Here is a 22,965-nt window from a genome sequence, read left to right as displayed (position 1 = left end):
GGTACGACGCTCCCGCTCCCCTGCCTGCCGCACCAGCAACGCGCCCCCCGTTTCCCCGTCTTCAGGACAGACCATTTCAGATCAGCCCCGCTTCCGCGTCCTTTCCCTCGGCGCGGGAGTTCAGTCCAGCACCCTCCTCGCTCTTTCCGCCGAGGGGGTCCTCCCGAAGGTCGATTACGCCATATTCGCCGACACCGGGTGGGAACCGAAAGCAGTCTACGCCCATCTCGACCGGCTGGAACGAGACATCGCCAATCCCGCCGGGATACCGGTACTGCGCGTTTCTTCCGGGAACATCCGCGAAGATGCCCTCGACCCGGAACACCGATTCGCGTCCATGCCCCTCCACATCCTCAACAAGGACGGGCGACCCGGCATGACCCGACGGCAGTGCACCGGCGAATACAAGATAAAACCGATCAAGCAGAAGGTCCGTGAAATTCTCGGCTACCCCCACCCTGCACGCATCCCCAAGGGGGTGTTCGTCGAACAGTGGGTGGGAATCTCCACCGACGAGTTCCACCGGGCCAAAGACGCCGATGTCCAGTACATGCGCAACCGGCACCCCCTTCTGGACATATCCTGGAGCAGGGCCCACTGCGTGCGATACCTGACCTCACTCGGCCTGGCCGGGACACCGAAGTCGAGTTGCCTGGGGTGCCCCTTCCACGGCAACGCGCAGTGGAGGCACATCAGGGATACATCCCCGGATGAGTGGGCGGACGTCGTCGAATTCGATGCGGCCATCCGGAACGGCAACGCCCGCGCCAACGCCACCGGAAACCATCTGCTCGGCCAGGCGTTCCTGCACCGCTCCCGGATGCCGCTCAACCAGGCCCCGATCGACCACGTCACCGCAGCCGAACGAGCCGCCCAGCACATCAGCGCCGAGGAGGCAGAGGAGCTGGAGAACGGTGTGGTGGACGGCTGCTCACCCTGGGCGTGCCGCGGCGACGCCGCGCACGACGACTTCGATCTGGCCGCGTGATCCTCGACCTCTTCGCGGGGCCGGGAGGCTGGAGCCAGGCACTGCGCGTCCTGGGCGTACGGGACGTCGGGCTGGAATGGGACGCATTCGCCTGCCGGACCCGTGCCGCGGCCGGGCACCTGACCGTCCGCACCGACGTAGCGGCGTATCCCACGTGGCCGTTCCCCGGCAGGATACGCGGGGTGATCGCCTCGCCTCCGTGCCAGGCTTGGAGTATGGCCGGCAAGCGGCTCGGCCTGGTCGACCAGCCGCTGGTGCACCAAGCGGTCGAGGACCTCGCCGCTGGACGTGACACCCGCGCCCGGCTGGTGTCCGCCTGCCGCGACGAGCGGTCCCTGCTGGCCGCCGAGCCGATGCGCTACCTGCACGCGCTCAACGCCGCCGGGGAGCCCGAGTGGATCGCGATGGAGGAAGTCCCGCACGTCCTTCCGCTGTGGCGGCAGTACGCGGCGCTCCTGCGCGGCTGGGGCTTCTCGGTGTGGACGGGCATCCTCAACGCAGCCGACTACGGCGTTCCGCAGACGAGAAGGCGGGCCATCCTGCTGGCCTCCCGAGTGCGTACGGCGCATCCGCCCGCGCCGACGCATGCGCACGTCGCCGAGCCGGATTCGCTGTTCGGCCCGGGCCGCGCCTGCTGGGTCAGCAGGGCCCAGGCCCTCGGCTGGGGCGCGACTGACAGGCCCGTTCCCACCGTCTGCGCCGGCGGCGGACCCGGCGGCGGCCCTGAACCGTTCCCTTCCGGCTCCCGCAAAACCCTCACCGACGCACGCGACCGCGGCACCTGGACACACCCTGCCCACGAGGGAACCCCCTCTTCCGGCCGCCACGGTGCGGAACCGGCGGAACGACACGAAGCCGGCGAGAACCGTGCCGTCCCCGCCCCGACCGGCGCGTCGCCTGGGCGGGCACGTCGCTGGTCGTGGTCCCTGCGCAGCAACAACCAGGCCCACGCCACCACCCGGCCTCTCGACAAGCCCGCAGGCACACTGTTCTTCGGCCATCGCGCGAACGAATGCACCTGGGTCGCCGCCCCCGCTGATGCCGGAAATACCGCCACGCCGGAGCCGATCCGGATCACCGCCCAGGAGGCCGGTGTGCTGCAGACCTTCCCCGCCGATTACCCCTGGGCCGGCAGGAAGGGCCAGCAGTTCGCGCAGATCGGCAACGCCGTCCCGCCGTTGCTCGCCGGCCACCTCCTCGCCCCGCACCTCGGGGTCACCCTCGCCCCCGACGACTTCACCCTCGCCGCCTGATGGCCCACGCCCCCGAACCCGACGAAGACGACCTCGCCCCCATCGCACCGCCCCCGCCGGTGTTCCACGCCGAGCAGGCCCTCCTGGGAGCCCTCCTGTTCGACCCGCACCGTCTGGACGACGTGAGCGGCATCGCCGCCGACTCGTTCTCCACCGCCGCGCACACCGCCCTCTACGCCGCGATCACCACCCTGCCGCGGCCCGACCCCGCCGAGCACGCGAAGAACACCACGTGGCTCAACCGCGTGCTCGCCACCGGCCGGGAGCAGGCGCGCGGGCTGACCGCCTCCTACCTGCACACCCTCATCCAGGTCTGTCCCCGCCCCCGCCACGCCCCCGCCTACGCCCGGATCATCGAGGCCGAGCACGCCCGCCGCCGCCTTCACACCGCCGCCGAACGCCTCATCCACACCGTCCACGACGTCTCCCTCCCCCACCCCGTCCAGACCGTACTCGCCGAGGCCGACGCGCTCACCGCGGTCGTCGACGACATCGCGAACCGCTTCCCGCCCCGCGCAGCCGTACTGCCGCCGCGCACCACGCCACCGCCGCCGCCTACCACGCCCGCCCACACGGGGGCCGTCGAGGAGGAGCAAATACTGCTCGCCACCGCCACGGCCCACCCCGCCGGTATCGAAGCCGTCCGGTGGTTGCTCCCCCACGACCTCACCCTGCGGCTGCACACCGGCCTGTGGCAGTGCATCACCGCCCTGGCCCGACGCTACGAATCCATCGACCCCGTCACCGTCCTGTGGGAGGCACAGCAGCACGGCCTGCTGGACGACGGCATCGAAGGGGGCGAAGTCCTCCATCTGCTGGCCGAGCCCGCCGGTTCCGTCGAGCACTGGGCCGAGCGAGTCCTGCAACGCTCCCTCCTTACCACCGCCGAGGACACCGGCCGACGTATCAAGGCGTACACCGGCGACCCGGCGAACACGCCGGTCCAGCTTGTCGTCGGCGCCCGCCGCGCCCTCGCCGACATCGCCGCCGTCCGCACCCGCTGGCAACACGCCACCCAAGGCGCCCTGCCACAGCGGCAGCGACCGGCGCCTCCTACCCGCGCCGGCCCGCCAACGACCACGCCGGCGCACACCGCCCGCTCCACACGAGCCGCCCGATAGCCGCCGCGCACAGCGCCTGGCCGGGCCGAAGGCCCGGCCACTGGCGCAGAAGACGAGACCGCCGCCCGGCCCGATGGCCGGACGACGGGGGTGGGGGTCATCGGAAGCGGCTACGCCGCAGGCTCGAACCAAGACGGCTGGACATCGGAACGGGTCTTCGGCACCGCGGCAGACAGTGCGGCAGGTGCCGATCGTGCGCGGATGACGGTGATCTCCTCGTCGTCACAGCCGGAGGCATTGCGCTGGATTGCTGTGTGCTCGGCCTGGTTGACGGTCAAGCCCCAGCGGACCTTCACCACCACCCAGTCGGTGATGTAGCGGCAGGTCGCCGATGCTGCAGGGGGCATCCACTCCGATGGATCCCTGTCGGCCTTCGACTGGTTTTGCTTGTCGTAGACCGCGAGGAGAGCGCGCTGGTCGTCAAGATCGTTGGCGTATCCCTCCCGCTCGGCAGCAGTCCATGTCGCCGCGCCGCTGTCCCAGGCTTCGCCGAGCGGGACCATATGATCGATATCAACGTCGACCTTGCTGGTCTGGGTGCTTTCGTCGTACCAGGAATACCAGGTGCCAGTGTCCCTCGTGATGGTGCAGCGACCCGTGATCTGGGGCGCTGTGACAGCGTCCCTGAGCAGAACTTCGGCCCTGGTGTCGCAGCCGTCGCGATCCCGGTCGACCCAGTGGTTGAACTGCCGGCGGCTGTAGCCGGCGCGGGGACCTTCGTCCTCGACGGGCAGGGCGGCGATCAACTCCGACAGCGGAGCTTTCACCACCTCGCCCTGTGCTGCCGCAGCGGAGCCGGCAGGCAGAAGCAGCAGCACGAGTACAGCGGCGAGTGCGCCGACTACCCCGCGGGCAAACCATCTCGTGATCGGTTTCATGAGCACTGGATAGCGCCGGTCCCGCCCCCGCCCGCCGCGCCGCGCCGGGCATCACCCTTTCGGAAGAGCCGTTCACCCCACGCCGGTGCAGCACGCGAACAGGCACCGGCCGCCCGAAGGCGGCCGGGCGTCGTCGAGCACAGAGACTGGCGGCGGCGCGGGTCGAGGCCCATGGACAGCGCAGCGGGTAGGGCGGAGTCGTCATCGGGTGCCGACACGTCAGCGCGTCGGCACACCAGCGCGTCCGAATCCCACGCAAGTACCTGGAAGGTGCGTCCGTCCGGGCAGTCGGGGCCGGGCGGACCGGCAGGGCCGGGCACGGTCGAGTCCTCGCCCGTCGGCTGACTGCACCGGGGCTGCCGACCGGCCATGCACGCTGAGCATCGACCCACACGAGCGGGCAACCCAGCGCGGAATCATCGGCTGGGCGATACCGCACACCATAGATAGTCGACGACGACCCCACGTCCGCCTGTCGAAAAGGCCCCGCCACGCCGCCAGACACGACACGAACGCCGCCGGCCGCGAGGCGGGCGACGGCACCCGATCACACTGCTGCGTAACTCGCGCGGAACAGATCCTGTGCCCGCTCCACGTCGCTCGGTGTACGGAGCTGCACCTCCAGATCACCCGTCCCGTGGTGACCGAGCCCGGACACGTCCCGGGTGAAGCCCGGAACAAGGTCGACGTCGTTCGGGTCGGCCTTCAGATAGGCCACCACCTTGGTCTGGCGAGGCGGGATGAGGCAGGCGAAGTTCCGCAGCCGCTGATACGCCCGGTACTGCTTGCGCTCCACACGGGTCACGCCGTCCCCGAGCCCGAGCAGGACCTCGTCGACAGCGCCCGCCAACTCCATCATCGCCGCGCTCCGGGCATCGCCCGCTGACCGGGTAACCCGCTGGCGCCGTGCCCGGCGGGCCACCTGCATGCCGCCGCGCACGGAGGCCACGGTCTCCAGGCCGAGCAGGTCGCTGCCGAAGAGCCGGTAGCGGACCAGGTCGATAGACCACCGGTGCTCGCGCACTGCGTGGACGTCGTAGCGGGTGAAGTCACCGGCGATACAGATCAGACGCGGCCCGCTCCACAAGACCTGGGACGCGGCCGTCACCCCCAGCCGGTCGCGGACAAGGTGCTCGAACTCGGCCCGGTGGTCCATCAGCCAGGCCAAGTAGAAAAGGCCCTGGTTGATGACGCCGGCGTCGATGCCCCGCTTGTACTCGATGACGACTGGCGATCCGTTCTCGTCCAGCCCGAGGGAGTCGATCCGGCCCCCGTGTACCGGCCCGGTGCCGTACTCACTCGCCAGGAACCGCACCCCCAGCAGCGTCTCCATGTGCGCCTCGACGAGGCCCTGCACATCAGCCTCGACCTCAGCAAGACGCGGCGCGACCTCAGCCACGCCGCCATTCGTCGTGTTTGTGAGGAACAACTTCAGACCCGACACCATCCCCTCCTCGACTTGGAGAAGGCCAACACCGAAGAGGGGAGGATTATTTCCGCCCCGGGGGCCAATCGCAGCTCACCGGCCGCCAGGCCCACTGGGTGCTCGGCGCCTGCTTCCCTCCCGACAGCGCGCACGCCTGGGCGGAGGTTCCCGAGGGCGCTGTCGGCCGGGACGAAAGCCACGCCGTCGACCGGCCGTGGATGCACGTCCTCACCGAGTCGTAGCTGTGGTGACGCCCGAGGTGTTGACGCGGGTGCACCCAGCCCTGCGGTGCAGGACCGGATGGTCACCGCCGGTTGCCGACTATTTGTCCAGGGCCGATCGATGGAACTTCGAGCGGCACTGCGACGCGTTGATATGCCGCCGACCCTTCTGGCGATATCTGTTACCCGACAGAGCTTCCACCGGCAACGCAGCAGTAGGGAAAAGCCTTGGCACTCAACCGTCGTGTGCTCGCCAGCGCAACAACAGCGCTCCTCACCGGAATCAGCTTTCTCGGCATCTCGGCTGGGACCGCATCCGCGGCCACAGACGTCACCTGCCGAACAGCCGACCGCACCGTGGTCAACGGCACTCCGGAGGGGACGATCACCTCGTGGAACTGCAGTATCTACCAGAACAACGGTGGACCGTACACGCTGCGTATCGCGCAGCTCAAAAGGCACTACTACCGTGCCGCGGCCCGCGGGTTCTGGATGTACGAACGGACCGAAGTGGTCACCAACAAGACTGTGGTGTGTCAGAGCTACAACAACAACAATGGGAAACTCACGTTCTCGGGGTGCGGTAGAGCGTCTTAAGGTCCGCACGTGTAGAACGTCAACGGAATGCAATGACTGACGCGAAGGCGGAGCAAACGACCCCTCCGTCAGCCAAACTGAAGGCTCCGCCGTGTAGGCGGAGCCTTTCAACGCGGGCTCGCCCGCTCTGTACAAGCATTACGACATGACCGCTTGATCGGAACTTCCTCGGCCCCGGGGGCAGCACCCCGTCGTCCACGGCCCCGGACCGCCCGAACGGGTGAATGATGGACGATGGGACTGACGGTCGGGCGGCGTGACCGGGGCGGAGGACCGCGACTGATCGATGCGCATTGCGTGAGCCGGGTGCGGAACTGGGCAGTTGCCGCGCCAGCCTGAGCTGCGCTTTTCCGCTGTGGCGAAAGGGCGTTGTGACCGCTTCCGATCAAGTGGAACCGTGACGGGCGCCTGGGGGAGCACCCCGCGTGCGCCGTCGTGCAGGCCGGTACGCGCGCTCCCGCCGGGCAGCCGAGCACCGCCAATGATCGAGGGGGAAGCACGTGAATATCCGCACGAATCGCATGCAGTCAGCCGGGGTGATCATCGCAGCCTGTGTCACCGCGGCAGTGGCTCTGAGCGCGTCGCCGGCCTCGGCGAAGACCTCCGACGGCTACATCCGCGGCTACGACATGTGGCAGGGCGACTGGTCCGACGAAGGAATCATCTCCGCCACCGAGTACAGCAGTTCCGGAGCCACCTGCATGTGGCAGCGCATCCTCGTGGCCGAAGGCGCACCCAAGACGAACGGCATCCTGTTCAGCAACGCCGACATCGACGGGCACTTCGGCCCGAACACCACACACGCCACCAAGTGGCTCCAGTGGAAGTACGGCCTAGTCGACTCCCCCTCCAAGGCCGACGGCCGGGTCGGACCCAACACCTTCAGCAAGGCGGAAGACAAACTGGTCAAGACCGGCGGGTCCACCACCCCCGGCTCCACCGTCACCTTCAGCTTCAAGGGATGGCGCAGCAGCACCACCATGGTGCGCGACGGCGAGGGTAAGTACCTCTTCTCGGCCGGCGCCATCGGAACGAAGGCGGCCAGCTACAACAGCAACCCCTGCGATTGACCGTTCGCCTCTGCGCGCAGCGCTGATGCCTGCCGGCCTGTATGACGTCTCCAGGGGAAGACCGGCGGCGTCAGCCTGCTTGCGCGAGTGCGGCACATGCGGCTCCAGGCCGAACCTGGACCCCTTCTTCACCAAGTTCTTGTGCTGTCGCCAGGTTGAGGGCAACGGCGTTGCGGAGTTCGGAGGTTGTCCCCACCGCGGACGGCGCGTGGTGGGGACCCCACCGCTCACGGTCACTCCCTAGGAGCCCCTTGGGAGGTCCCTGGCCAGCCTGCCTGAGCTGCCGAGCGGGGCCATCTGAGCCGACCCACTGGGAGAGGACCGCCGCGGACCGGCACGAGGCCAGGGTGAAGGTGCTCCCTCGCGGTGGCAATGGGCCGAACGGCCCACCCTGGTTCCGCTCGGGCTCGGCTTCCCGGCCCGCCGCTCCGAGCCCCGGCCCTCCAGCGGCCCTCGCCGCCGTCGCTGCCCACCCGCCGCACCGCGCGGACGATGTCGCGGCGATCGAAGTCCTGAAGCCGTGCCAACAGCGCACCGCCCGGAACAGCCGGGCCCTTCGTCACTCCTGCTCGGGGACCTGCATCGCGCCGGAGTCCCAGAGGTAGGTGCGGCAGAAGCTCTCGACGTAGCCGCCGAGGTCGGAGGCCGGCAGGCGGATCGACACCTGCACACCGCCCCGCCCATCCGGCCAATCGTGGCGCGCCAACACGAAGGCAAGGCGCCAGGCGCCAGCCACACGGACCCGCAGCCACGGCCGCATCTCCACGGATTCGCGCACGCGTTCGATCGTAAGGTCCGTCCGCCCCAGTGGTCAGTCCCGGGTCGTGCCTTCCGGCCAGAGCACGGGCACACCGTGGCGTTGCGCGTAGGCGACGACATCGGCAGTACCGCCGTAGCCGCGAGCTGGCTGGAGCTGGCCCCCCGCACCCCGTCGGATCACCAGGTCGGCACCACGACCACGCGGGATCACGTGCCCTTCGGGCCAGCAGCGGGTCAGCAACCGAGTTCCAGCCCGCCAAATAAGCACCAGAGCCCAGGACAGAAACGCTCTGACTGGGCTTCAGCAGTAGGCCACGCGGGACTCGAACCCACAACCAACGGATTAAAAAAGGTCTTTGGCGCACCACTCTCGCTTCACGACCAATTCGACGCTTCGCGACCACGCGGACCTGATCACCGACAACGCGGCCCGCCTCGTAGTTGTCCTTGCCGCACAGTCAGTAGTTCCGACATCCGGGCAGAGTCAGCACAACGTAGCCGCAGCCGACGAGTACAAGAGCTGCACCCGTTCCTTTGCCCGGCGTCCGCCGCGGGGATGCGTCCGAAGATGCTCGCGGAGCGGGTCAACGTGCGCTACGAGTTCGCCCGCGGCGGCAGCGCTGTGGAGGACGTCGATCGGCGTGAACATGCCGTCCATGTCAGGGCGTTGTCATACTCGGCTCATGCTGCTGATCCGCGACATCGTCCGGGCCGACTATCCGGTGGTCGAGGAGCTCTTGGATGCGAACAGCCTGACACCCGGCGGACCTTACGATCCCGAGGACTTAGACGTAATCGTGGCCGAACTCGGCGGAGCAGTTGTCGGGGTCGCCGAGTTCCAGCTCGCCTGCGACTTCGGCCGCGACGACGGCCGGCCAGCCCATCCCGGTAAACAGGCGTGGATTCTGACGATGGCTGTCGCCTTCGCCCACCACGATCGCGGGGTCGGCCGCGCCCTCGTCACCGAGGTCGCCCGCCGAGCCCAGAACACCGGCCGCACCTTCCTGGCTCTGGTCCCCCAGGACGGCGGCGGTGCGGCCGACCGCGAGGCATTCTTCCACTCCGTCGGGCTCGCACCGATCGAGCCCGCTGCGCCAGGTAGGGCCTGGGGCTGCCCGCTTGCTCGGATTCTCGCCTCAGGCCGTGCGACGAAGAGGGACGATCCCGCGCCCCGCTGATCGACACGGGCCCTTACACCGTTCAGGCGTGACGGAGCACCGCCGAGCGGTCCGGCCGCCCCGGCTTCAGGGGGCGCGCAGGGCCAGGACGGCGATGTCGTCGTGCCGGTCTCTGCCCAGTCTCGTGAGGAGTTCGTCGCGGAAGGCGGTCAGCGGTGCGCGGGCGAGTCCCGCGGCGTGCTGGCGCAGCCGTGTCAGGCCGTGGCCGATGTCCTCGCCGGGGCGCTCGATGAGGCCGTCGGTGTACAGGAGCAGGGTGGCGCCGGGCGGCAGTTCGACGGACGCGGTCTGCCGCTTGAGCGCGGGATCCACGCCCAGGATGGGGGCGTGGCCGCCTTCCAGCAGGAGGGTGCGGCCGTCGCGCTGGGCCAGCAGGGGCGGCAGGTGGCCGGCGTTGGTCCAGTGGAATCGCCACGGCCCGTGGGCGGGGGTGTGGATGCGGGCGATGACGGCCGTGACGAGTTCGATGCTGGTCAGGCCCTGCATCACCCTGTCGAGGCGGCTCATGATGCCGGCCGGTTCGTCTTGGCTGTCGTAGGCGAGCGCGCGCAGCATGTTGCGCAGCTGCCCCATACGGACCGCGGCCGCCAAGTCATGGCCGACCACGTCGCCGATGGCCAGGACGACCGAGCCGTCGGGCAGCGGGAAGGCATCGTACCAGTCCCCGCCGACCTCGGCGCGCTCGCGGGCGGCGACGTAGCTGGCGGCAAGCTCCAGGTGAGCGAGCCCTTTGAGATCAGGCAGGAGGGAGCGCTGGAGCTGTTCGGCGGTGTGCAGCTGAAGTGCGTACAGGCGCGCGTTGTCCAGCGCGAGTCCGGCTCGCTGGCCCAGGTCGGTGGCGAGCGTCTGTTCCTGCTCGTCGAAGGGGAGGTCGCGGGCGTAGCGGATGAAGGTCAGCGCGCCCAGGGTGTTGCGTCGCACGCGCATGGGCACGATCAGCGCGGTCTCGGCGCCCACCGCCTGGTACAGGGCCCGCTGGGCGGCGCCCAGCGGGTCCCCCGGATCGTGAGCGGTGATGCCGGTGTCCAGCGCGGGACCTCCGCCTCGCAGGACCTTCGCCAGAGCGGTCGCCGAGGTAGCCGCTCCCGGCAGGAGCCCACCTGGCCGCTCGCGCGATCCCCGCCCGCGGTCGCGCTCTGCGACCGTCAGGCGGCGCAGCCCGTCCCCTGTGGCCACGTCGACGACGCAGGCGTCGGCAAAGTGCGCGACCACGAGGCGGGCCAGCCGGCACAGGGAGTCCTCGGCGTCCAGGCCCGAGGCCAGTGCACGGCTCACCTCGGCGAGCAGATGCAGCCGCTGCGCCGCCGTCTCCGGTGCGAAGGCCCGTTCCGGCACTGACGTCTCCCGCTTCATGGCCTTCCTCCGATACCGGGTTTCTGCCATTCTCGGCCCTGCCCTTGAGCTGCCCGCGCCTGCGCCGCGCGACGCACGGCCGGCGGTGTGGGGAGCGGGGCAGGCCGCGGCCCTGCTCGCCGCCCGAACCCGCACCCGCACCGAGGTCCTGCTCGCTACTCACCTGTACGCCCTGGATCGCGTGCGTGAGCTGCCGCTGCCGCTCAGGTGCGGCCTTGCCCGCGTTGTGCGCACTATGAGATTCGGGGCTGAGTACGGAGGTGGTGGCGGTGCCGGTGCGAAGACTGGTGCTGGACGTCGACAAGACCGTCAACGAGCCCGATCTGATCCACCTTGCCCTCGTGATGGAGTCCGCGCCCCGCTGGCCGTACGCGTGGGGCTGGTGGCGTTGACGACGGCCGCGTTCGCGATCTTCGTCGCCGACTACGCCGACCGCCGCTCGTACCTGATGCGGGCCTCGCGGGAGCTGAACCTGACCCGGCGTTGGCGATGCGAGTCGGTGACCGCCCGGCGATGACGGCGGGATTGGTGACGAAGTTGTCGTCGCCGTCGAGTTGGACGCGTGTCCCCAGGGTGGCGGTGAGCCGCTGCCAGCCGTCGGTGTCGTCCTCGTCGAGACCGTCCTCGATGGACCACACCGGAATTGTCCGCGTTGATCTGCTTGTAGCGGGCGCGGCCACCTTGGGGGCGAGTGTCGGAGATGCCGACTCCTCACGTCCGACGGCATCTCAGACCAAGTACCGCGTCTTGGGGCGCCAGGTGCCGACCACGTCGACGCCCCTCAGGCCCTCGCAAACGCACTCGCTGCCGACCAGGGAAGACGGCGACGGCTACCGCGACGATGTCATCGGTCAGCTGTTGGCTGTGGCGCGGCTGCGGGAATCTCTTCAAAGGACGCGGTCTGCGCGGTGTGAAGTCGCGCGTAGCCGGATCTCGGTCGGTAGGTGGTCTGTGCCCACGGCATCGCGGGCATGGGGAACTGCTTCGTCGGCGATGAGGGCGACGGTGTGCGCGGGGTCGGCGTGCGGGGCCAGCTGCAGGGACAGCCAGGTACGGGGGTGGGTGCTGCGGCCGAGGAGGCGGGTGGCGGCCCGGTCGACGCCGGGGAGCGACCCGGCTTCCGCAGACAGGGCGTCCTCCAGGGCGCGGCCGTTCACCTGGGCCGTTTCGCCGTCGTGGGTGTCGACCAGTACCTCGTTCAGTCGGCGGCGGCGCACCTGTGCCAGCAGCCACCACAGGGCGAGCAGGAGGATGACGGACAGCGCGGCGATGACGACGGGCCACCACCATCCATGGTCACGCCATCGGGTTCGGTCGGCGTCGCTGAGCAGTACCTGTTGAGGCCGGTCCCAGGGCCAGGCACTGGGGAAGTGCCATCGGCGCAGGAGGTCCAGTCCGCCGAGCAGCGCGGTTCCACCGAAGCCGAGGAGGACCAGGCCGCAGGCTCCGAGCAGCAGCCGGTTGACGATCAGGCGTGCCTGGCGCATGTCGCCTCACCACCTCTTCGCGCGTTTTGCATGGACGGAGAGTTTCGGCCGGTGGGCCAGTGCCAGCTGGCGCAGCTCCTCGTCCAGGGTGGTGTGGAGCTCTTCGCGTACGTCATCCAGGTCGCGGAAGTGGGAGACGGCGTGCGCTTTGACGCGTCGCCGGCCGACGGACAGCTTTGCCGACTGGACGCCGGAGATTTCCATGGCGCGGTCGCGCAGGATCAACGCGGCCGCTGAGCGGTCGAGGCCGGCGCGGATGTCGCCGCACGGGCGCTGCATCGGGAGCAGATGACGCAGTCCGGGGGTCAGCGCCGTGACCAGGAGCCACAACCCGATCGCGGCAATGGCTGCCATGCTGGCCAGGACCCAGGTGTTGTCCAGGTGGACGGTGGACAGCTTGTGGGCGAGCCAGCGGCGCCAGTGCATACCCTGGCGCCCGGCGCGGACCGACACCACGTCGTAGAGCAGGAACCCGGAAGCGACCAGTACGATCAGCGCGACGAGAGCCGCGGGGACCCTGCGGGCCGACCAGAACCGCCGGGCCGGGCCTGCGTCCAGCCCAGCACCGCTACCGGAGCCGCTGCCGGTTTTCGAGCGGGCGGGATCGCCGTCGGGAAGGCTCTCCTCGGTCACCGCGCCCGCTCCTTGCCGGACGACTGCGGGCCACGCAGTCGTCCGACGCGCACGGCGACCTGGAGAATGGTCATGCCCGCCAGGCTTTCGACGCGTTCGATCACCCTCCGGCGGACTTCGGCACACTGCATGCCGATCTGCGTGGGGTAGTCCAGATCGACGCTGACCCGTACCTGGGCCTGACCGAAGCCGTCGTCGCCCTGGCGGCGTACCGAGACCTCGGCCCGTACAGCCGGCGTCGCGGAGCCCGCCGCCGGGCCCCGTGGATGAGCAGGGCTGCTTGCGCGCAGCGCCTCACGCGCCCCTTGCATCGCGATCTTGGCCACCACCCGGTCCGCCACTCGCGTCGCGCCACGGGCTTCGGACCTCACTTGTGGAGCCGCTGGTGTTGTCACCGGGCCTCACCTGCGCCGGTCGAAACGGTCGCCGCTTTCGCCTCTTCCGGCGCGGAAGAGGTCGGCCATCTCCAGGTCCCCGTCGGCAATCCGCCCGAGAACGAACCCGATCAAGCCCAGAACCACCACGACGACGAAGGCTCCGAAACCGCCGAAGTATCCGGCGAAGCCCGCCGCCATCCCAGCTGCCATGCCGATCGCGGTCATGCTCATCATGTGCTCCTATTCAGCACTGGCCAGCGCAACAGGACTACTTGATCGTTCTGCCACCGTCTTCTTCGTCCTCGTCGTCGGGCAGTTTGACGTCGCCGACCGCGATGTTGACCTCGACGACCTCCAGGCCCGTCATCCGCTCCACAGCGGCGATGACACTCTCCCTGACCTCAGAGGCCAGGTCCGCGATGGCGAAGCCGTAATCGACCACGAGATCGAGATCGAGAGCGCACTGCACCTCGCCGACCTCGGCCTTCACGCCACGGGTGACGGACGACCTGCTGCTCGTACCCCCGGGGACCCGGTCGCGGACGGTGCCGAGCGTACGCGTGATACCGCCGCCCATCGCGTGTACGCCCGGCACGTCCCTCGCGGCCAGCCCCGCGATCTTCTCCACCACCCCGTCGGCGATGGTCGTCCGGCCGCGATCGCCCTGTGCGACCTGCCTACCGCCGCCGCTTCCGCCCGTACCGGCCGTACGGCCCGCAGACGCAGACTGTGGTTTTTGCGTCTCCTGAGACATCGGGAAGCCGCCTCTCGTTCGATCAACTAGATACTCTATAAGGATCTACCATAAATAAGACATTTAGTACATCTATCCCGCTTTTGACGCGGCAATGAGGTGAACGTGCGAGGTATGGTCCGGGGAACATGCGGTCAGACGCTGAGCCGCGGCAGCGCGCATGACGGCGCCGGTTGGCGGACCACAGCACGAGAGCTCACGGTGGCCGGTCCAGATTGACCGCAGGGGCGGCAGGGGCGGGGGGAAAGGGCTGGTTTGCGGACCTGTGACCTCGCAGATCGATTACAAGGCGCTGTTCATGGCCGCACCCAATCCGAACCTGGTGCTGGGGTGATCGTCGACGTCACCGCCCTGTTGCTCGCCCGGCACGCTGCCGACGCCGGCGAGGCGGAACTGCGCAGCTTTGTTGGCGCCGGCCCGGGGCACTTCTGTCTCCAGGCCCGCGGCCGCCACACGGTGGGCCCGGAGCCTGACGGTCACCGACATCGACCACCTCGGCGTCGACCTCACCTGAGGCGGTCTGCCGTCTCACTGCCGTGCTTCGCGTGCTGTTGGTGGCAGATGGCGCGTCGACCTGGCGACGACTGACGTGCGTGGGCTTACGGACGGGCCGGGTCAGGGGATGTAGACGCTCTGGCCGAACTCGAAGGAGCCATTGCTGCCCGGAGCCACTTGACCGACGATGAACCCGCGGCAGCCCTTGCCGTTGTAGACGACGGCGGTCCTGTCTGTCTGGTTGCCGACGAGCATCGGGAGCAACTTGCTGTCGTAGCAGCCGCTGGGGTTCTGGTAGGTGTCGAAGCCGACCCTGAGTGTGCCGTTGGCGGCCCAGGCCAAGCCCGTCAGGGTCCCGCCCATCATCGCGGCGAGCGTCAGCGCGCCGAGTGCCGTACCGATCCGTCGCATGGCACCACTCCTGTGTCCTGAAGAACGAGCAGGATGCCAGTATTTTCGGAACTCTCATCGCCATACGGGCGTCGGCGCGGGGCACACCCCAGGAATCACCTGGACAGTCGACACCGGCCGGGCCTGCCATTTCCGGCCCGAAACAGCCTCATCGTCCCTCTGCACCCGGTGCGCTCGCCCTCGCGGTTCCTCCCGGGGCCGGCTCGACACCCCGCCACCCTCCCTGCAGTCGGGCCGCAAGCCCTCCTTCCCCTGTCCGCCTTCCTTGGCGGCGGGCGGCAACATCGTCGCCCTGCCGCTGGACCTGCCCCGTAATCATTGCGGAAACAGCGGCTTCGTCTGCACCGCAGTGTTCAGGCCAAGCGTGTAGCGCCTGGACCTCCAAACGAGCGCCGGGGAAGAGGTGTGGGATGTCCTCAGAGGTGTCATTGGATGGCGCCGCCGTACGGGAACTGCTGGCCCTGAGCGGGCGGGGACTGCACCTGCTGCGAGAGTGGGTGGGCGAGCAGCCGCGCTGCGGTGTGGCCCGGGCGCTGGTGGTGCTGACGGAGAGCGGCGGCCTCGGCGACGCCGTGCTGAAGGACGAGTTGGTAGTCGCACACCGGGACGCGCGTGCCGCGGGCGCGCGACAGGCAAGTCTGGTGTACGCCGTCTTCCTGTATACGCACCGGCAGTACCGGCTGGCCGCCGACCACCTGGTGACGCATTTCTCCGAGTGGCCCGGGGACGAGACTGCCGGCCTGATGCTGGACGCCTTCCACGCCTGCGGCGACGCCGCGTACCGGGAGCGCGGCGACGCCCTGGTCGAGCAGCAGTACGCCGCCGCCGGGCCGGAGAGCTGGGCCTGGACGAGCTGGCTGGCCTATGTACGCGTCGAGCAGGGCCGTACCCAGGAGGCCCACGAACTGGCCGACCGGGCCCTGGCCCGCCACCCCCGGGCGGGGGTGGCGGTGCACGCCCGCGCGCACGCGCAGCAGGAGGAGAGCGCGGGCCCGGCCGCGACCGCCTTCCTCGACCGGTGGCTGGCGGCCGACCCGGAAGCGATGCACTTCCGCCATCTCAACTGGCACGCCGCACTCCAGTCCCTCGCCTGCGGCGACTTCGAGGACGCCCGTCGGCGGGCCGACGAGGTACTGGCCCGCTCCGACGTGGGGATGCGGGCCGCGACCAACTGGCGTCTACTGCTCATCCGGCAGACCCCGGCCCGACGCTGCGAACCGGACCACGTACGGGAGTTGCTGGGCCGCGCCGGGCGGGATGGCGGAGGTTTTCCACACCTTCAACCTCGCGTTGGCCCTGGCCGTGGAAGCCGCCACGGACGACCTGTACGCCCTCGCCCGGCGGGCCGCCGCCGACCCCCGCCACGACTACCGCGAGGTCCTCGCCCCGGTCGCCGAAGCGCTCGCGCACATCACCGCGGGCCGTCCGCAAGCGTCGGTAGAGTTGCTGACCGGCCTGGGTGAAGAGGTGGCACGACTCGGCGGCGTACGGGTGGAACGGGAGATCGTCCAGGACACCCTGGCCCGTGCCCTGACCGACATCGGGGAACACACCCGCGCGGCCGACCTGTTGCACCACCGCGTCAGCAGCCGCGACCACCACGTCTACGAGGACCAGCTCCTCGCCTGAGCCCCGGTGCCGCGTCAGTGGCGCAGGCTGAGCTTCATCTCAGGTCTTACCGCCGGCAGGCTCGCGACGGCACGCGGCCGGACCCGGACGCCGGGAAGAGGCTGGAGCCGCCAGTCCGCCGTGATCGCGGCGCGCGCAAACGTCACCTCCACCACGCCGAACTCGTCGCCGATGCACTTGCGTGCGCCGCCGTCGAATGGGGATAAACGAGCCCCGTGTCGGTCTCGGCTTCCGGCAGGCCACCCCCCGCGAGGTGTCGAACGGCTCGGGCGCATCGACACCCTGGCCATGACTACTGCGCAGTTGCGTCACCTGCATACCCCACGCAGTACCGATGACATCCTCGCCCAGCTCGTGGTGACGACATCCCGCCGCCTGGACGACTTACACAAGCAGTTCACCAGCCTGGCCCAGCGGCCGGCCCGACGATCTCAACCGCGTCGCAGCGGGACGCGTGCAGATCAACTCGCTCCGCATCCTGCAGAACAGTGCCCCGATCCTCGACCTCCTGGCCACACGCCGCGCCGACGCCATCGAGCACCTCAAGGACCTGATCCACACCCACCAGCACGCAACCACCACCGCCACCCCACAGCACCAGCGGCTGCCGAACAGTAACGTGCCGTCTCGCGATGCCACCCCCGGCCGCACCCTCCGCCGCCTCTCCGCGCCGTCCCTGACCTCCTACGCAGGTACCCATACCCCCGCACCACGCCGACCTGTCCGCCTTCGCCCCGACCGTGGCCGACCGGCTCCCCGGCCACTGGACCAGCCGGCTCAACCCCGCCAACACCGGCCCGGAGCACTACTCCATCCTCGAACGCTGGCCCGACCCGGCCGACACGATCCCCCTCGGCCCGACCACGATCCTCGCCCGCACCGACCTCGTACGCGCCGCGCCCATGGGCGGCCCCGTCCAAGGCGAGGACTCCTGCACCCTCGCGGGGACCTGCCTTGCCGACGGGATCCTGCTGCCCCGCCCTGTCTACAGGTACCGCCAGCACGCAGGCCAGATGCCCGTGCAGGATTCATATCACCAGCGAGAGAGGCCCGCGCGGCAATTCGCACACGGGCTGGGCACCTGCCTGAGCGCGGCCGTCTACGCCCACACGACCTTGTCGCCGAGCGGGCCCGCATGCTGGGCCCGGCGCACTGACAAAGTCCGAACATCGACGCCCACTCCACCATCTGGAAGCACCACCCACGGGGCTACGACGGCATCTGCGTCCATCCCGGCCGCGCACCACTCGGGGCGGGATCCCATGACGGGAGCGGCGCCAGCGCTTCTGCGTGAACGGCCTTCAACTCGTCTGGACTGTCGAAAACATGGGCGGAAGATAGCGCCGCCGGCCACAGGCCAGGGTTCCTTCGTGCCCTGCCGTGGGCGACTTCGGCGTCGACACGTGCGCCGAGCGGGCGGTGTGGCCTCCTGCCGGCCATATTGCCGTACTGTGCGGTGTCTACGGCGTCAGATAGCGGGCGCCGCATAGCTGGAGGCACCACCTGATGCTGATCGCTCAGCGCCCGTCTCTCACCGAAGAGGTCGTCGAGGAGTTCCGCTCCCGGTTCGTCATCGAGCCGCTGGAGCCCGGCTTCGGCTATACCATCGGCAACTCTCTGCGTCGTACGCTGCTGTCCTCGATTCCGGGTGCCGCGGTCACCAACGTCCGGATCGACGGTGTTCTGCACGAGTTCAGCACCGTGCCGGGTGTCAAGGAGGACGTGACCGACGTCATCCTGAACATCAAGCAGCTCGTCATCTCCTCCGAGCACGACGAGCCCGTCGTGATGTACCTGCGCAAGCAGGGCCCGGGCGTGGTGACCGCCGCCGACATCGCCCCGCCGGCCGGCGTGGAGGTGCACAACCCGGACCTGGTCCTGGCCACGCTCAACGGCAAGGGCAAGCTGGAGATGGAGCTGACCGTCGAGCGCGGCCGCGGCTACGTCTCCGCCGTGCAGAACAAGCTGGCCGGGCAGGAGATCGGCCGGATTCCGGTCGACTCGATCTACTCGCCGGTACTCAAGGTCAGCTACAAGGTCGAGGCGACCCGTGTCGAGCAGCGCACGGACTTCGACAAGCTGATCGTCGACATCGAGTCCAAGCCGTGCATGCGCCCGCGCGACGCGGTGGCCTCGGCCGGCAAGACCCTGGTCGAGCTCTTCGGCCTGGCCCGCGAGCTGAACATCGACGCCGAGGGCATCGACATGGGCCCGTCCCCGACGGACGCCGCCCTGACCGAAGATCTGGCGCTGCCGATCGAGGAGCTGGAGCTCACGGTCCGCTCGTACAACTGCCTCAAGCGCGAGGGCATCCACTCGGTGGGCGAGCTGGTGGCCCGCTCCGAGGCGGACCTCCTCGACATCCGCAACTTCGGCGCCAAGTCGATCGACGAGGTCAAGGCGAAGCTGGCCGGCATGGGCCTGAACTTCAAGGACAGCCCGCCCGGATTCGACCCCACCTCGGCCGCCGACACCTTCGGCGCCGACGACAACGCCGACGCCGGCTTCGCCGAGACCGAACAGTACTGAGACACAGCGTCGGGTCGTGCGGGAGCCGGGGAGGAACACCCCGGACCCCGCACGACCGGTCAGGCAATCAGTCGCATTACGGCAGTTCAGATCCCTTGCCGGTCAGATCCGTTGATGTTCCGGCGAGCTGGTGGTCGATCTCGATGAGGTAGGGGGCGACGAAGCCGCGGTAGTCCGCCTTACGCTCGGCTGGTAGACCCTTCCAGCCGGTGATGCGATCGCGGCAGCACGGTGTCCCGCACCGGCAGTGGGCGGCGAAGTGGCTGACGGAGTAATTCCGCATGGCGTAGTCGAAGGTTATCTCCTGGCCTGCTGTGATGGACCAACGGGCGATAAGGTCATGGGCGCCGCTGGCATTGAGATGGATTCCGCAGTTCGGCTCGCAGGAATGGTTCACTTTGGGGACAAGCCCGCCGTGCAGCACGAAGCGCTTCTCGTCGATCTGTGAGGCGTGGGAGTGGTTCTCGTCCAGCTCGCGGTCGATGACACCGACCATCACTGTCTCGCCGAGTTGGAAGGACCGGGTGGCGAACACGCCTTCCCCTTTGGCGTCAGTTCGCTGGAGTTCGTAGCCGTCGTTCACGCTGCCTGCTCTCTGAGGAGGATCAGCCCGCCCGCTGGTGATCAAAATGCGGGTACGACAAATCGACGCGCCGTCGAGGAACTCCTCGACCACGGTGCACTCATCCATACACCACATCCGATCTGATCTGGCCCCTTTCAAGACCGCAGAGCGATCACCGCCGAATCCGGAACGGTCACCGCCAGCGCACTGACCAGGCACTCCTACTCAACTGACCCGACGCTCCCCAGCACCCTCGGTGCGCTGGCCGTACCGGGCCAGCATGGATGGCCGGTTCACCGGCACCCACGACAGTTGCACCCGCCCCAGCACGCACGCGGAGATCCACTCCATCCACTCCATCGCGAGAACCAACCCAGACGCCGGGTCGCCGCCCACTGCACTTCGCGCCCCACACTTCCGGGCACACTGGGACACAACCACCGGCTGCCCGTAGGACTGCAGACTCTGCGGCGCCAGGTCTCCGCGAACCCCGACATCCGCGTCATCCGCTCCGCCGTGAAGACGTTCACGCACGCAGCCACCGGATACACACCACGACCGAGCCCTCCGCCAGCCCTCTCGGCCGGTTCACCCGGACCCAGGCCGATCACATTCACGCGTACGCCATGGCCTGCCTCGTCGCCGCCGACCGCTACCACCACATCAGGACCGAGATACGGCCCCACCTCGACGCCGGCGACACCGTCCTGTGCGACCGGCACCTAGGCTCAACCCTCGCCGTACTGTTCACCGCAGACCCTGCCACGACCGCCCGGCGTCTCGCCGCACGAGGGGCACACCACCGCTTCGAACACGACCCCGCATCCACGGGGTAACCCGCTCCAACTGCAGGCGGCTGGTGCCGCACCATCCTGCGTCAGGAGCCCTGAGCGTTGATGTTGGAGCGATGGACGAAGACATCGGCGCCGCCGTCGTCCTAGGCGATGAAGCCGAAGCCCTTTTCGCTGTTGAACCACTTTACGGTGCCGGTGGCCATCTTGTTTTCTCTCATTTTGGTGGCTGTGCCGGAGATCTGCATGGTGTGCGATCCCGCGTCGCCGCGATGACTACCAGGTCCGGAAAGCACCGAAAACCAGAAATGCGCCTGAAGGTCAAAGCCAGCAGGCACACACAAAGTACATGGGAGGCCCAGCGTAGCACGGGTGACACACGTCCCTGGTTCCGCCAGGCCGTAGCAACCAGACCTCCGGTGATCCGGGACTGCTCCTCGATGGAGCCCTGGGGCAGGTTGCGGCCCGACTTCGGCGTTCGGCGACCTCTCGCTCTTTGACATCGGCGCGGAGAAAACGTCCAATGGGACGTAAGGGCCTCCGGCCTACCACGAGGGACTGGCATGCGCGATCTACTCGATCGGCTGCGCACCATCGAATCCCGGCAGCGGGGCTTCACACCGAGTACGCGATGGTGATCCGCGCGGCCGTTGCGAAAGCCGGCGGAGTCAGTCAGGCGGCAACCATGCTGGGCACGGATCCCAAGACCGTTCGGGCGCGAGAACGCACCGCAGACGTGGTCCTGGTCGTCTACCGGCGTCCACCACCACGAAGTCCACGCCCGAGGGGCGGTACGCCGAGACGGGCGACGGCGCGGAAAGCCGGGCCCAACTGGACGCCGCCCGCATTGGCTTCACCGTCGCTCGCGACAAGTGGGCGTTAGTCCGCGCCGTCGTCTACGTCGTCGACGGACTCGTCACCCGGGTCCGGGAAGTCCACGACGGGGCGTGGCACGAGGAAGACAGCGGCAAGGTCTCCCCGCGCCTCGGACCGCCGCTCACCTCCGCCGACGTGGCCTGCCGCCTGCCCACGCTTCCCCTGGCCATCGGGAACCGCAGACCGATGGTACGGGGCAGGAACGCGAGCACATCGCCCTGTGAACGCGGGCGCGACAGCCGCCGGGAGGAGGTCCCCCGATGCGCTCCGGTCCTGCCTCGCCGCCGCCCCTCCGGGACGAGCAGCGGAAGACGACGTACGCACCCCCGAAGAAAGGACGCATCACCATGACCGCATCCGCAGCCCCCTCAGCCCGTGTCCGGCCGCCGGACGAGTCCGGCAGTGACTTCGCCAGACTGGCGAAGAAGATCTCCGACGCCGGGCTGATGGCCCGCCGCCCCGGCTACTACACGGTGCGGATCACGGCCGTGGCCGCGTGTTACGCCGCTGCCTGGACCGTCTTCGGGTTCGTGGGTGCCAGTTGGTGGACGCTGGCGGTCGCCGCCGTACTTGCCGTGGTCTTCGGCCAGGTCGCCCTGGTCGCCCACGACGTGGCGCACCGCCAGGTGTTCCGGCTGCGCCGGGCCAGCACGGCGTCCGGCCGGGTCGCCGGCGCCGCCATCGGTATGAGCTACGAATGGTGGCAGGACAAGCACACCCGCCACCATGCCAACCCCAACCACGAAGAGCGCGACCCCGACATCGCCCCCGACATCCTGGTCTGGACGCCCGAGCAGGCCCGCGCCGCGCGGGGGCTGCCCCGCCTGCTCGGCCGCTGGCAGGCCGCGCTGTTCTTCCCGCTGCTCACTCTCGAGGGCATCAACCTGCATGTCGCCGGAGTCCGTGCGCTGGCGGGCCGCCAGGTCAAGCACCGACTGCTGGAGGGCGCTCTGCTGTTCGGGCACATCGCGGGATATCTGGCGGTGCTGTTCCTGGTCCTGCCGCCCGGCATGGCGTTCGCCTTCCTCGCCGTGCACCAGGGCCTGTTCGGCCTCTACCTCGGCTCCGCCTTCGCCCCCAACCACAAGGGCATGCCGACCCTGTTCGGCCGCGACCTCCCGGACTTCCTGCGCCGTCAGGTGCTCACCTCGCGCAACGTGCGCGGCGGCCGGTTCCTCGACCTGGCGCTGGGCGGGCTGAACTACCAGATCGAGCACCACCTCTTCCCGAGCATGCCCAGCCCGCATCTCGGGAAGGCGCAGGCCATCGTCCGGCGCCACTGCGAGGAGCTGGGTGTGTCCTACACGGAGACGGGGCTGTTCGCTTCGTACAAGCAGGCTCTGCGCAGCCTCCACGAGGCCGGCGCCCCGCTACGCGGCACCGCCCGGGCGTCCTGACGTGCCGTCGTGGCCGAACCGCCGGGGCAGGGCGGAGTAGGGTGGCGAACGCCGAGGGCATTTCGCGTGCCGACTTCATGGTCGGCGCCGTTCCCGGCGCACGGATACACCGGGCGGGCGTGACCGCCGCCCGAGATCGGTCCCGCCATGACGGCTTTGTCCGTTGTCCCCGGCCCT

At 69.1% G+C, this 22,965-nt stretch carries 26 protein-coding genes and 1 pseudogene; 12 read left to right on the top strand and 15 right to left on the bottom strand.

Annotated elements, in window-relative coordinates; genetic code table 11:
• Window positions 1-73 precede the first annotated feature (73 nt).
• The 3 genes from LG396_RS31435 to LG396_RS31425 are packed head-to-tail and all read left to right on the top strand — an operon-like array spanning window position 74 to window position 3,362.
• On the top strand, window positions 74-988 hold the full coding sequence (locus LG396_RS31435) for an adenine nucleotide alpha hydrolase family protein (RefSeq protein ID WP_225797373.1): 915 nt from the start codon (window positions 74-76) through the stop codon (window positions 986-988).
• On the top strand, window positions 985-2,241 hold the full coding sequence (locus LG396_RS31430; protein WP_225797348.1) for a DNA cytosine methyltransferase: 1,257 nt from the start codon (window positions 985-987) through the stop codon (window positions 2,239-2,241). The genes LG396_RS31435 and LG396_RS31430 overlap by 4 nt, the downstream gene beginning before the upstream one ends.
• Window positions 2,241-3,362: a DnaB-like helicase N-terminal domain-containing protein gene (locus tag LG396_RS31425; protein ID WP_225797347.1), complete on the top strand. Its 1,122-nt coding sequence runs from the start codon at window positions 2,241-2,243 to the stop codon at window positions 3,360-3,362. The genes LG396_RS31430 and LG396_RS31425 overlap by 1 nt, the downstream gene beginning before the upstream one ends.
• A gap of 110 nt (window positions 3,363-3,472) precedes the next feature.
• Here LG396_RS31425 and LG396_RS31420 read toward each other — a convergent pair whose 3' ends face one another.
• Together LG396_RS31420 and LG396_RS31415 are read right to left on the bottom strand one after the other, a co-directional pair.
• Entirely contained in the window at window positions 3,473-4,240 is a 768-nt protein-coding gene (locus tag LG396_RS31420) for an HNH endonuclease family protein (protein WP_225797346.1), read from the bottom strand.
• A gap of 547 nt (window positions 4,241-4,787) precedes the next feature.
• Window positions 4,788-5,684 carry a DUF5655 domain-containing protein gene (locus LG396_RS31415; RefSeq protein ID WP_225797345.1) on the bottom strand — a complete coding sequence of 299 codons (897 nt, stop codon included), beginning with the start codon at window positions 5,682-5,684 and terminating at the stop codon, window positions 4,788-4,790.
• 431 nt (window positions 5,685-6,115) lie between these two features.
• Between LG396_RS31415 and LG396_RS31410 the strand changes: the two genes are divergently transcribed.
• Window positions 6,116-6,484: a hypothetical protein gene (locus tag LG396_RS31410; RefSeq protein WP_225797344.1), complete on the top strand. Its 369-nt coding sequence runs from the start codon at window positions 6,116-6,118 to the stop codon at window positions 6,482-6,484.
• A 500-nt stretch (window positions 6,485-6,984) separates the two neighbouring features.
• Entirely contained in the window at window positions 6,985-7,554 is a 570-nt protein-coding gene (locus tag LG396_RS31405; protein WP_225797343.1) for a peptidoglycan-binding domain-containing protein, read from the top strand.
• Window positions 7,555-8,113: 559 nt separating this feature from the next.
• Here the strand turns inward: LG396_RS31405 and LG396_RS31400 are convergent.
• A complete protein-coding gene (locus LG396_RS31400) occupies window positions 8,114-8,332 on the bottom strand; it encodes a hypothetical protein (RefSeq protein WP_225797342.1) in 219 nt (72 codons plus the stop codon).
• 664 nt (window positions 8,333-8,996) lie between these two features.
• On the opposite strand from LG396_RS31400, the gene LG396_RS31395 reads away from it, so the two are divergent.
• Window positions 8,997-9,491, top strand: a complete 495-nt coding sequence (locus LG396_RS31395) for a GNAT family N-acetyltransferase (RefSeq protein WP_225797341.1) — start codon at window positions 8,997-8,999, stop codon at window positions 9,489-9,491.
• A 66-nt stretch (window positions 9,492-9,557) separates the two neighbouring features.
• Here the strand turns inward: LG396_RS31395 and LG396_RS31390 are convergent, their stop codons facing one another.
• Window positions 9,558-10,844, bottom strand: coding sequence for a PP2C family protein-serine/threonine phosphatase (locus tag LG396_RS31390; protein ID WP_225797340.1), 1,287 nt, complete (start codon window positions 10,842-10,844; stop codon window positions 9,558-9,560).
• Window positions 10,845-11,113: 269 nt separating this feature from the next.
• Between LG396_RS31390 and LG396_RS39480 the strand changes: the two genes are divergently transcribed.
• Both LG396_RS39480 and LG396_RS39475 read left to right on the top strand, forming a co-directional pair.
• Window positions 11,114-11,236, top strand: coding sequence for a hypothetical protein (locus tag LG396_RS39480; protein WP_263979822.1), 123 nt, complete (start codon window positions 11,114-11,116; stop codon window positions 11,234-11,236).
• Window positions 11,227-11,361 carry a hypothetical protein gene (locus LG396_RS39475; RefSeq protein WP_263979821.1) on the top strand — a complete coding sequence of 45 codons (135 nt, stop codon included), beginning with the start codon at window positions 11,227-11,229 and terminating at the stop codon, window positions 11,359-11,361. Before LG396_RS39480 ends, LG396_RS39475 begins: the two co-directional genes overlap by 10 nt.
• Before the next feature lie 22 nt (window positions 11,362-11,383).
• Here the strand turns inward: LG396_RS39475 and LG396_RS31385 are convergent.
• The 9 genes and pseudogenes from LG396_RS31385 to LG396_RS31345 form a co-directional block, all read right to left on the bottom strand.
• Window positions 11,384-11,482 (bottom strand): annotated as a pseudogene (locus tag LG396_RS31385) (hypothetical protein); the annotation flags it as partial.
• A gap of 249 nt (window positions 11,483-11,731) precedes the next feature.
• Window positions 11,732-12,331, bottom strand: a complete 600-nt coding sequence (gene amaP / locus LG396_RS31380; protein ID WP_225797339.1) for an alkaline shock response membrane anchor protein AmaP — start codon at window positions 12,329-12,331, stop codon at window positions 11,732-11,734.
• A gap of 6 nt (window positions 12,332-12,337) precedes the next feature.
• Window positions 12,338-12,964 (bottom strand): DUF6286 domain-containing protein, encoded by a 627-nt coding sequence (locus LG396_RS31375; RefSeq protein ID WP_225797338.1) that lies wholly within the window; start codon window positions 12,962-12,964, stop codon window positions 12,338-12,340.
• Window positions 12,961-13,290 carry an Asp23/Gls24 family envelope stress response protein gene (locus tag LG396_RS31370; RefSeq protein ID WP_372483593.1) on the bottom strand — a complete coding sequence of 110 codons (330 nt, stop codon included), beginning with the start codon at window positions 13,288-13,290 and terminating at the stop codon, window positions 12,961-12,963. The genes LG396_RS31375 and LG396_RS31370 overlap by 4 nt, the downstream gene beginning before the upstream one ends.
• A 75-nt stretch (window positions 13,291-13,365) precedes the next feature.
• The gene (locus tag LG396_RS31365) at window positions 13,366-13,572 is read right to left on the bottom strand and encodes a hypothetical protein (RefSeq protein ID WP_225797336.1); all 207 of its coding nucleotides are present in this window, start codon (window positions 13,570-13,572) and stop codon (window positions 13,366-13,368) included.
• 37 nt (window positions 13,573-13,609) lie between these two features.
• On the bottom strand, window positions 13,610-14,095 hold the full coding sequence (locus LG396_RS31360; protein ID WP_225797335.1) for an Asp23/Gls24 family envelope stress response protein: 486 nt from the start codon (window positions 14,093-14,095) through the stop codon (window positions 13,610-13,612).
• A gap of 282 nt (window positions 14,096-14,377) precedes the next feature.
• Complete coding sequence (locus LG396_RS31355; protein ID WP_225797334.1) at window positions 14,378-14,581, bottom strand: hypothetical protein; 204 nt, start codon at window positions 14,579-14,581, stop codon at window positions 14,378-14,380.
• 129 nt (window positions 14,582-14,710) lie between these two features.
• Window positions 14,711-15,001, bottom strand: coding sequence for a hypothetical protein (locus LG396_RS31350; RefSeq protein WP_225797333.1), 291 nt, complete (start codon window positions 14,999-15,001; stop codon window positions 14,711-14,713).
• A gap of 425 nt (window positions 15,002-15,426) precedes the next feature.
• Window positions 15,427-16,050: a hypothetical protein gene (locus LG396_RS31345; RefSeq protein ID WP_225797332.1), complete on the bottom strand. Its 624-nt coding sequence runs from the start codon at window positions 16,048-16,050 to the stop codon at window positions 15,427-15,429.
• A 208-nt stretch (window positions 16,051-16,258) separates the two neighbouring features.
• Between LG396_RS31345 and LG396_RS31340 the strand changes: the two genes are divergently transcribed.
• Window positions 16,259-16,630, top strand: coding sequence for a hypothetical protein (locus LG396_RS31340; RefSeq protein ID WP_225797331.1), 372 nt, complete (start codon window positions 16,259-16,261; stop codon window positions 16,628-16,630).
• A gap of 1,506 nt (window positions 16,631-18,136) precedes the next feature.
• Window positions 18,137-19,159, top strand: coding sequence for a DNA-directed RNA polymerase subunit alpha (locus LG396_RS31330; protein WP_225797330.1), 1,023 nt, complete (start codon window positions 18,137-18,139; stop codon window positions 19,157-19,159).
• A gap of 76 nt (window positions 19,160-19,235) precedes the next feature.
• Here the strand turns inward: LG396_RS31330 and LG396_RS31325 are convergent, their stop codons facing one another.
• Window positions 19,236-19,835, bottom strand: coding sequence for an SET domain-containing protein-lysine N-methyltransferase (locus tag LG396_RS31325; protein ID WP_225797329.1), 600 nt, complete (start codon window positions 19,833-19,835; stop codon window positions 19,236-19,238).
• A 173-nt stretch (window positions 19,836-20,008) separates the two neighbouring features.
• On the opposite strand from LG396_RS31325, the gene LG396_RS31320 reads away from it, so the two are divergent.
• Window positions 20,009-20,560: a dTMP kinase gene (locus LG396_RS31320; RefSeq protein WP_225797328.1), complete on the top strand. Its 552-nt coding sequence runs from the start codon at window positions 20,009-20,011 to the stop codon at window positions 20,558-20,560.
• Between the two features lie 101 nt (window positions 20,561-20,661).
• On the opposite strand, the gene LG396_RS39980 is transcribed toward LG396_RS31320, so the two are convergent.
• The gene (locus tag LG396_RS39980) at window positions 20,662-20,853 is read right to left on the bottom strand and encodes a cold-shock protein (RefSeq protein WP_372483594.1); all 192 of its coding nucleotides are present in this window, start codon (window positions 20,851-20,853) and stop codon (window positions 20,662-20,664) included.
• An 885-nt stretch (window positions 20,854-21,738) separates the two neighbouring features.
• Here LG396_RS39980 and LG396_RS31310 point away from each other — a divergent pair.
• Complete coding sequence (locus tag LG396_RS31310; protein WP_225797327.1) at window positions 21,739-22,788, top strand: fatty acid desaturase family protein; 1,050 nt, start codon at window positions 21,739-21,741, stop codon at window positions 22,786-22,788.
• Window positions 22,789-22,965 lie beyond the last annotated feature (177 nt).

Source organism: Streptomyces aculeolatus (assembly GCF_020400605.1).
GTDB classification, from domain to species: Bacteria; Actinomycetota; Actinomycetes; order Streptomycetales; family Streptomycetaceae; genus Streptomyces; species Streptomyces aculeolatus.
This window is presented reverse-complemented; position numbering and strand designations above follow the sequence as displayed.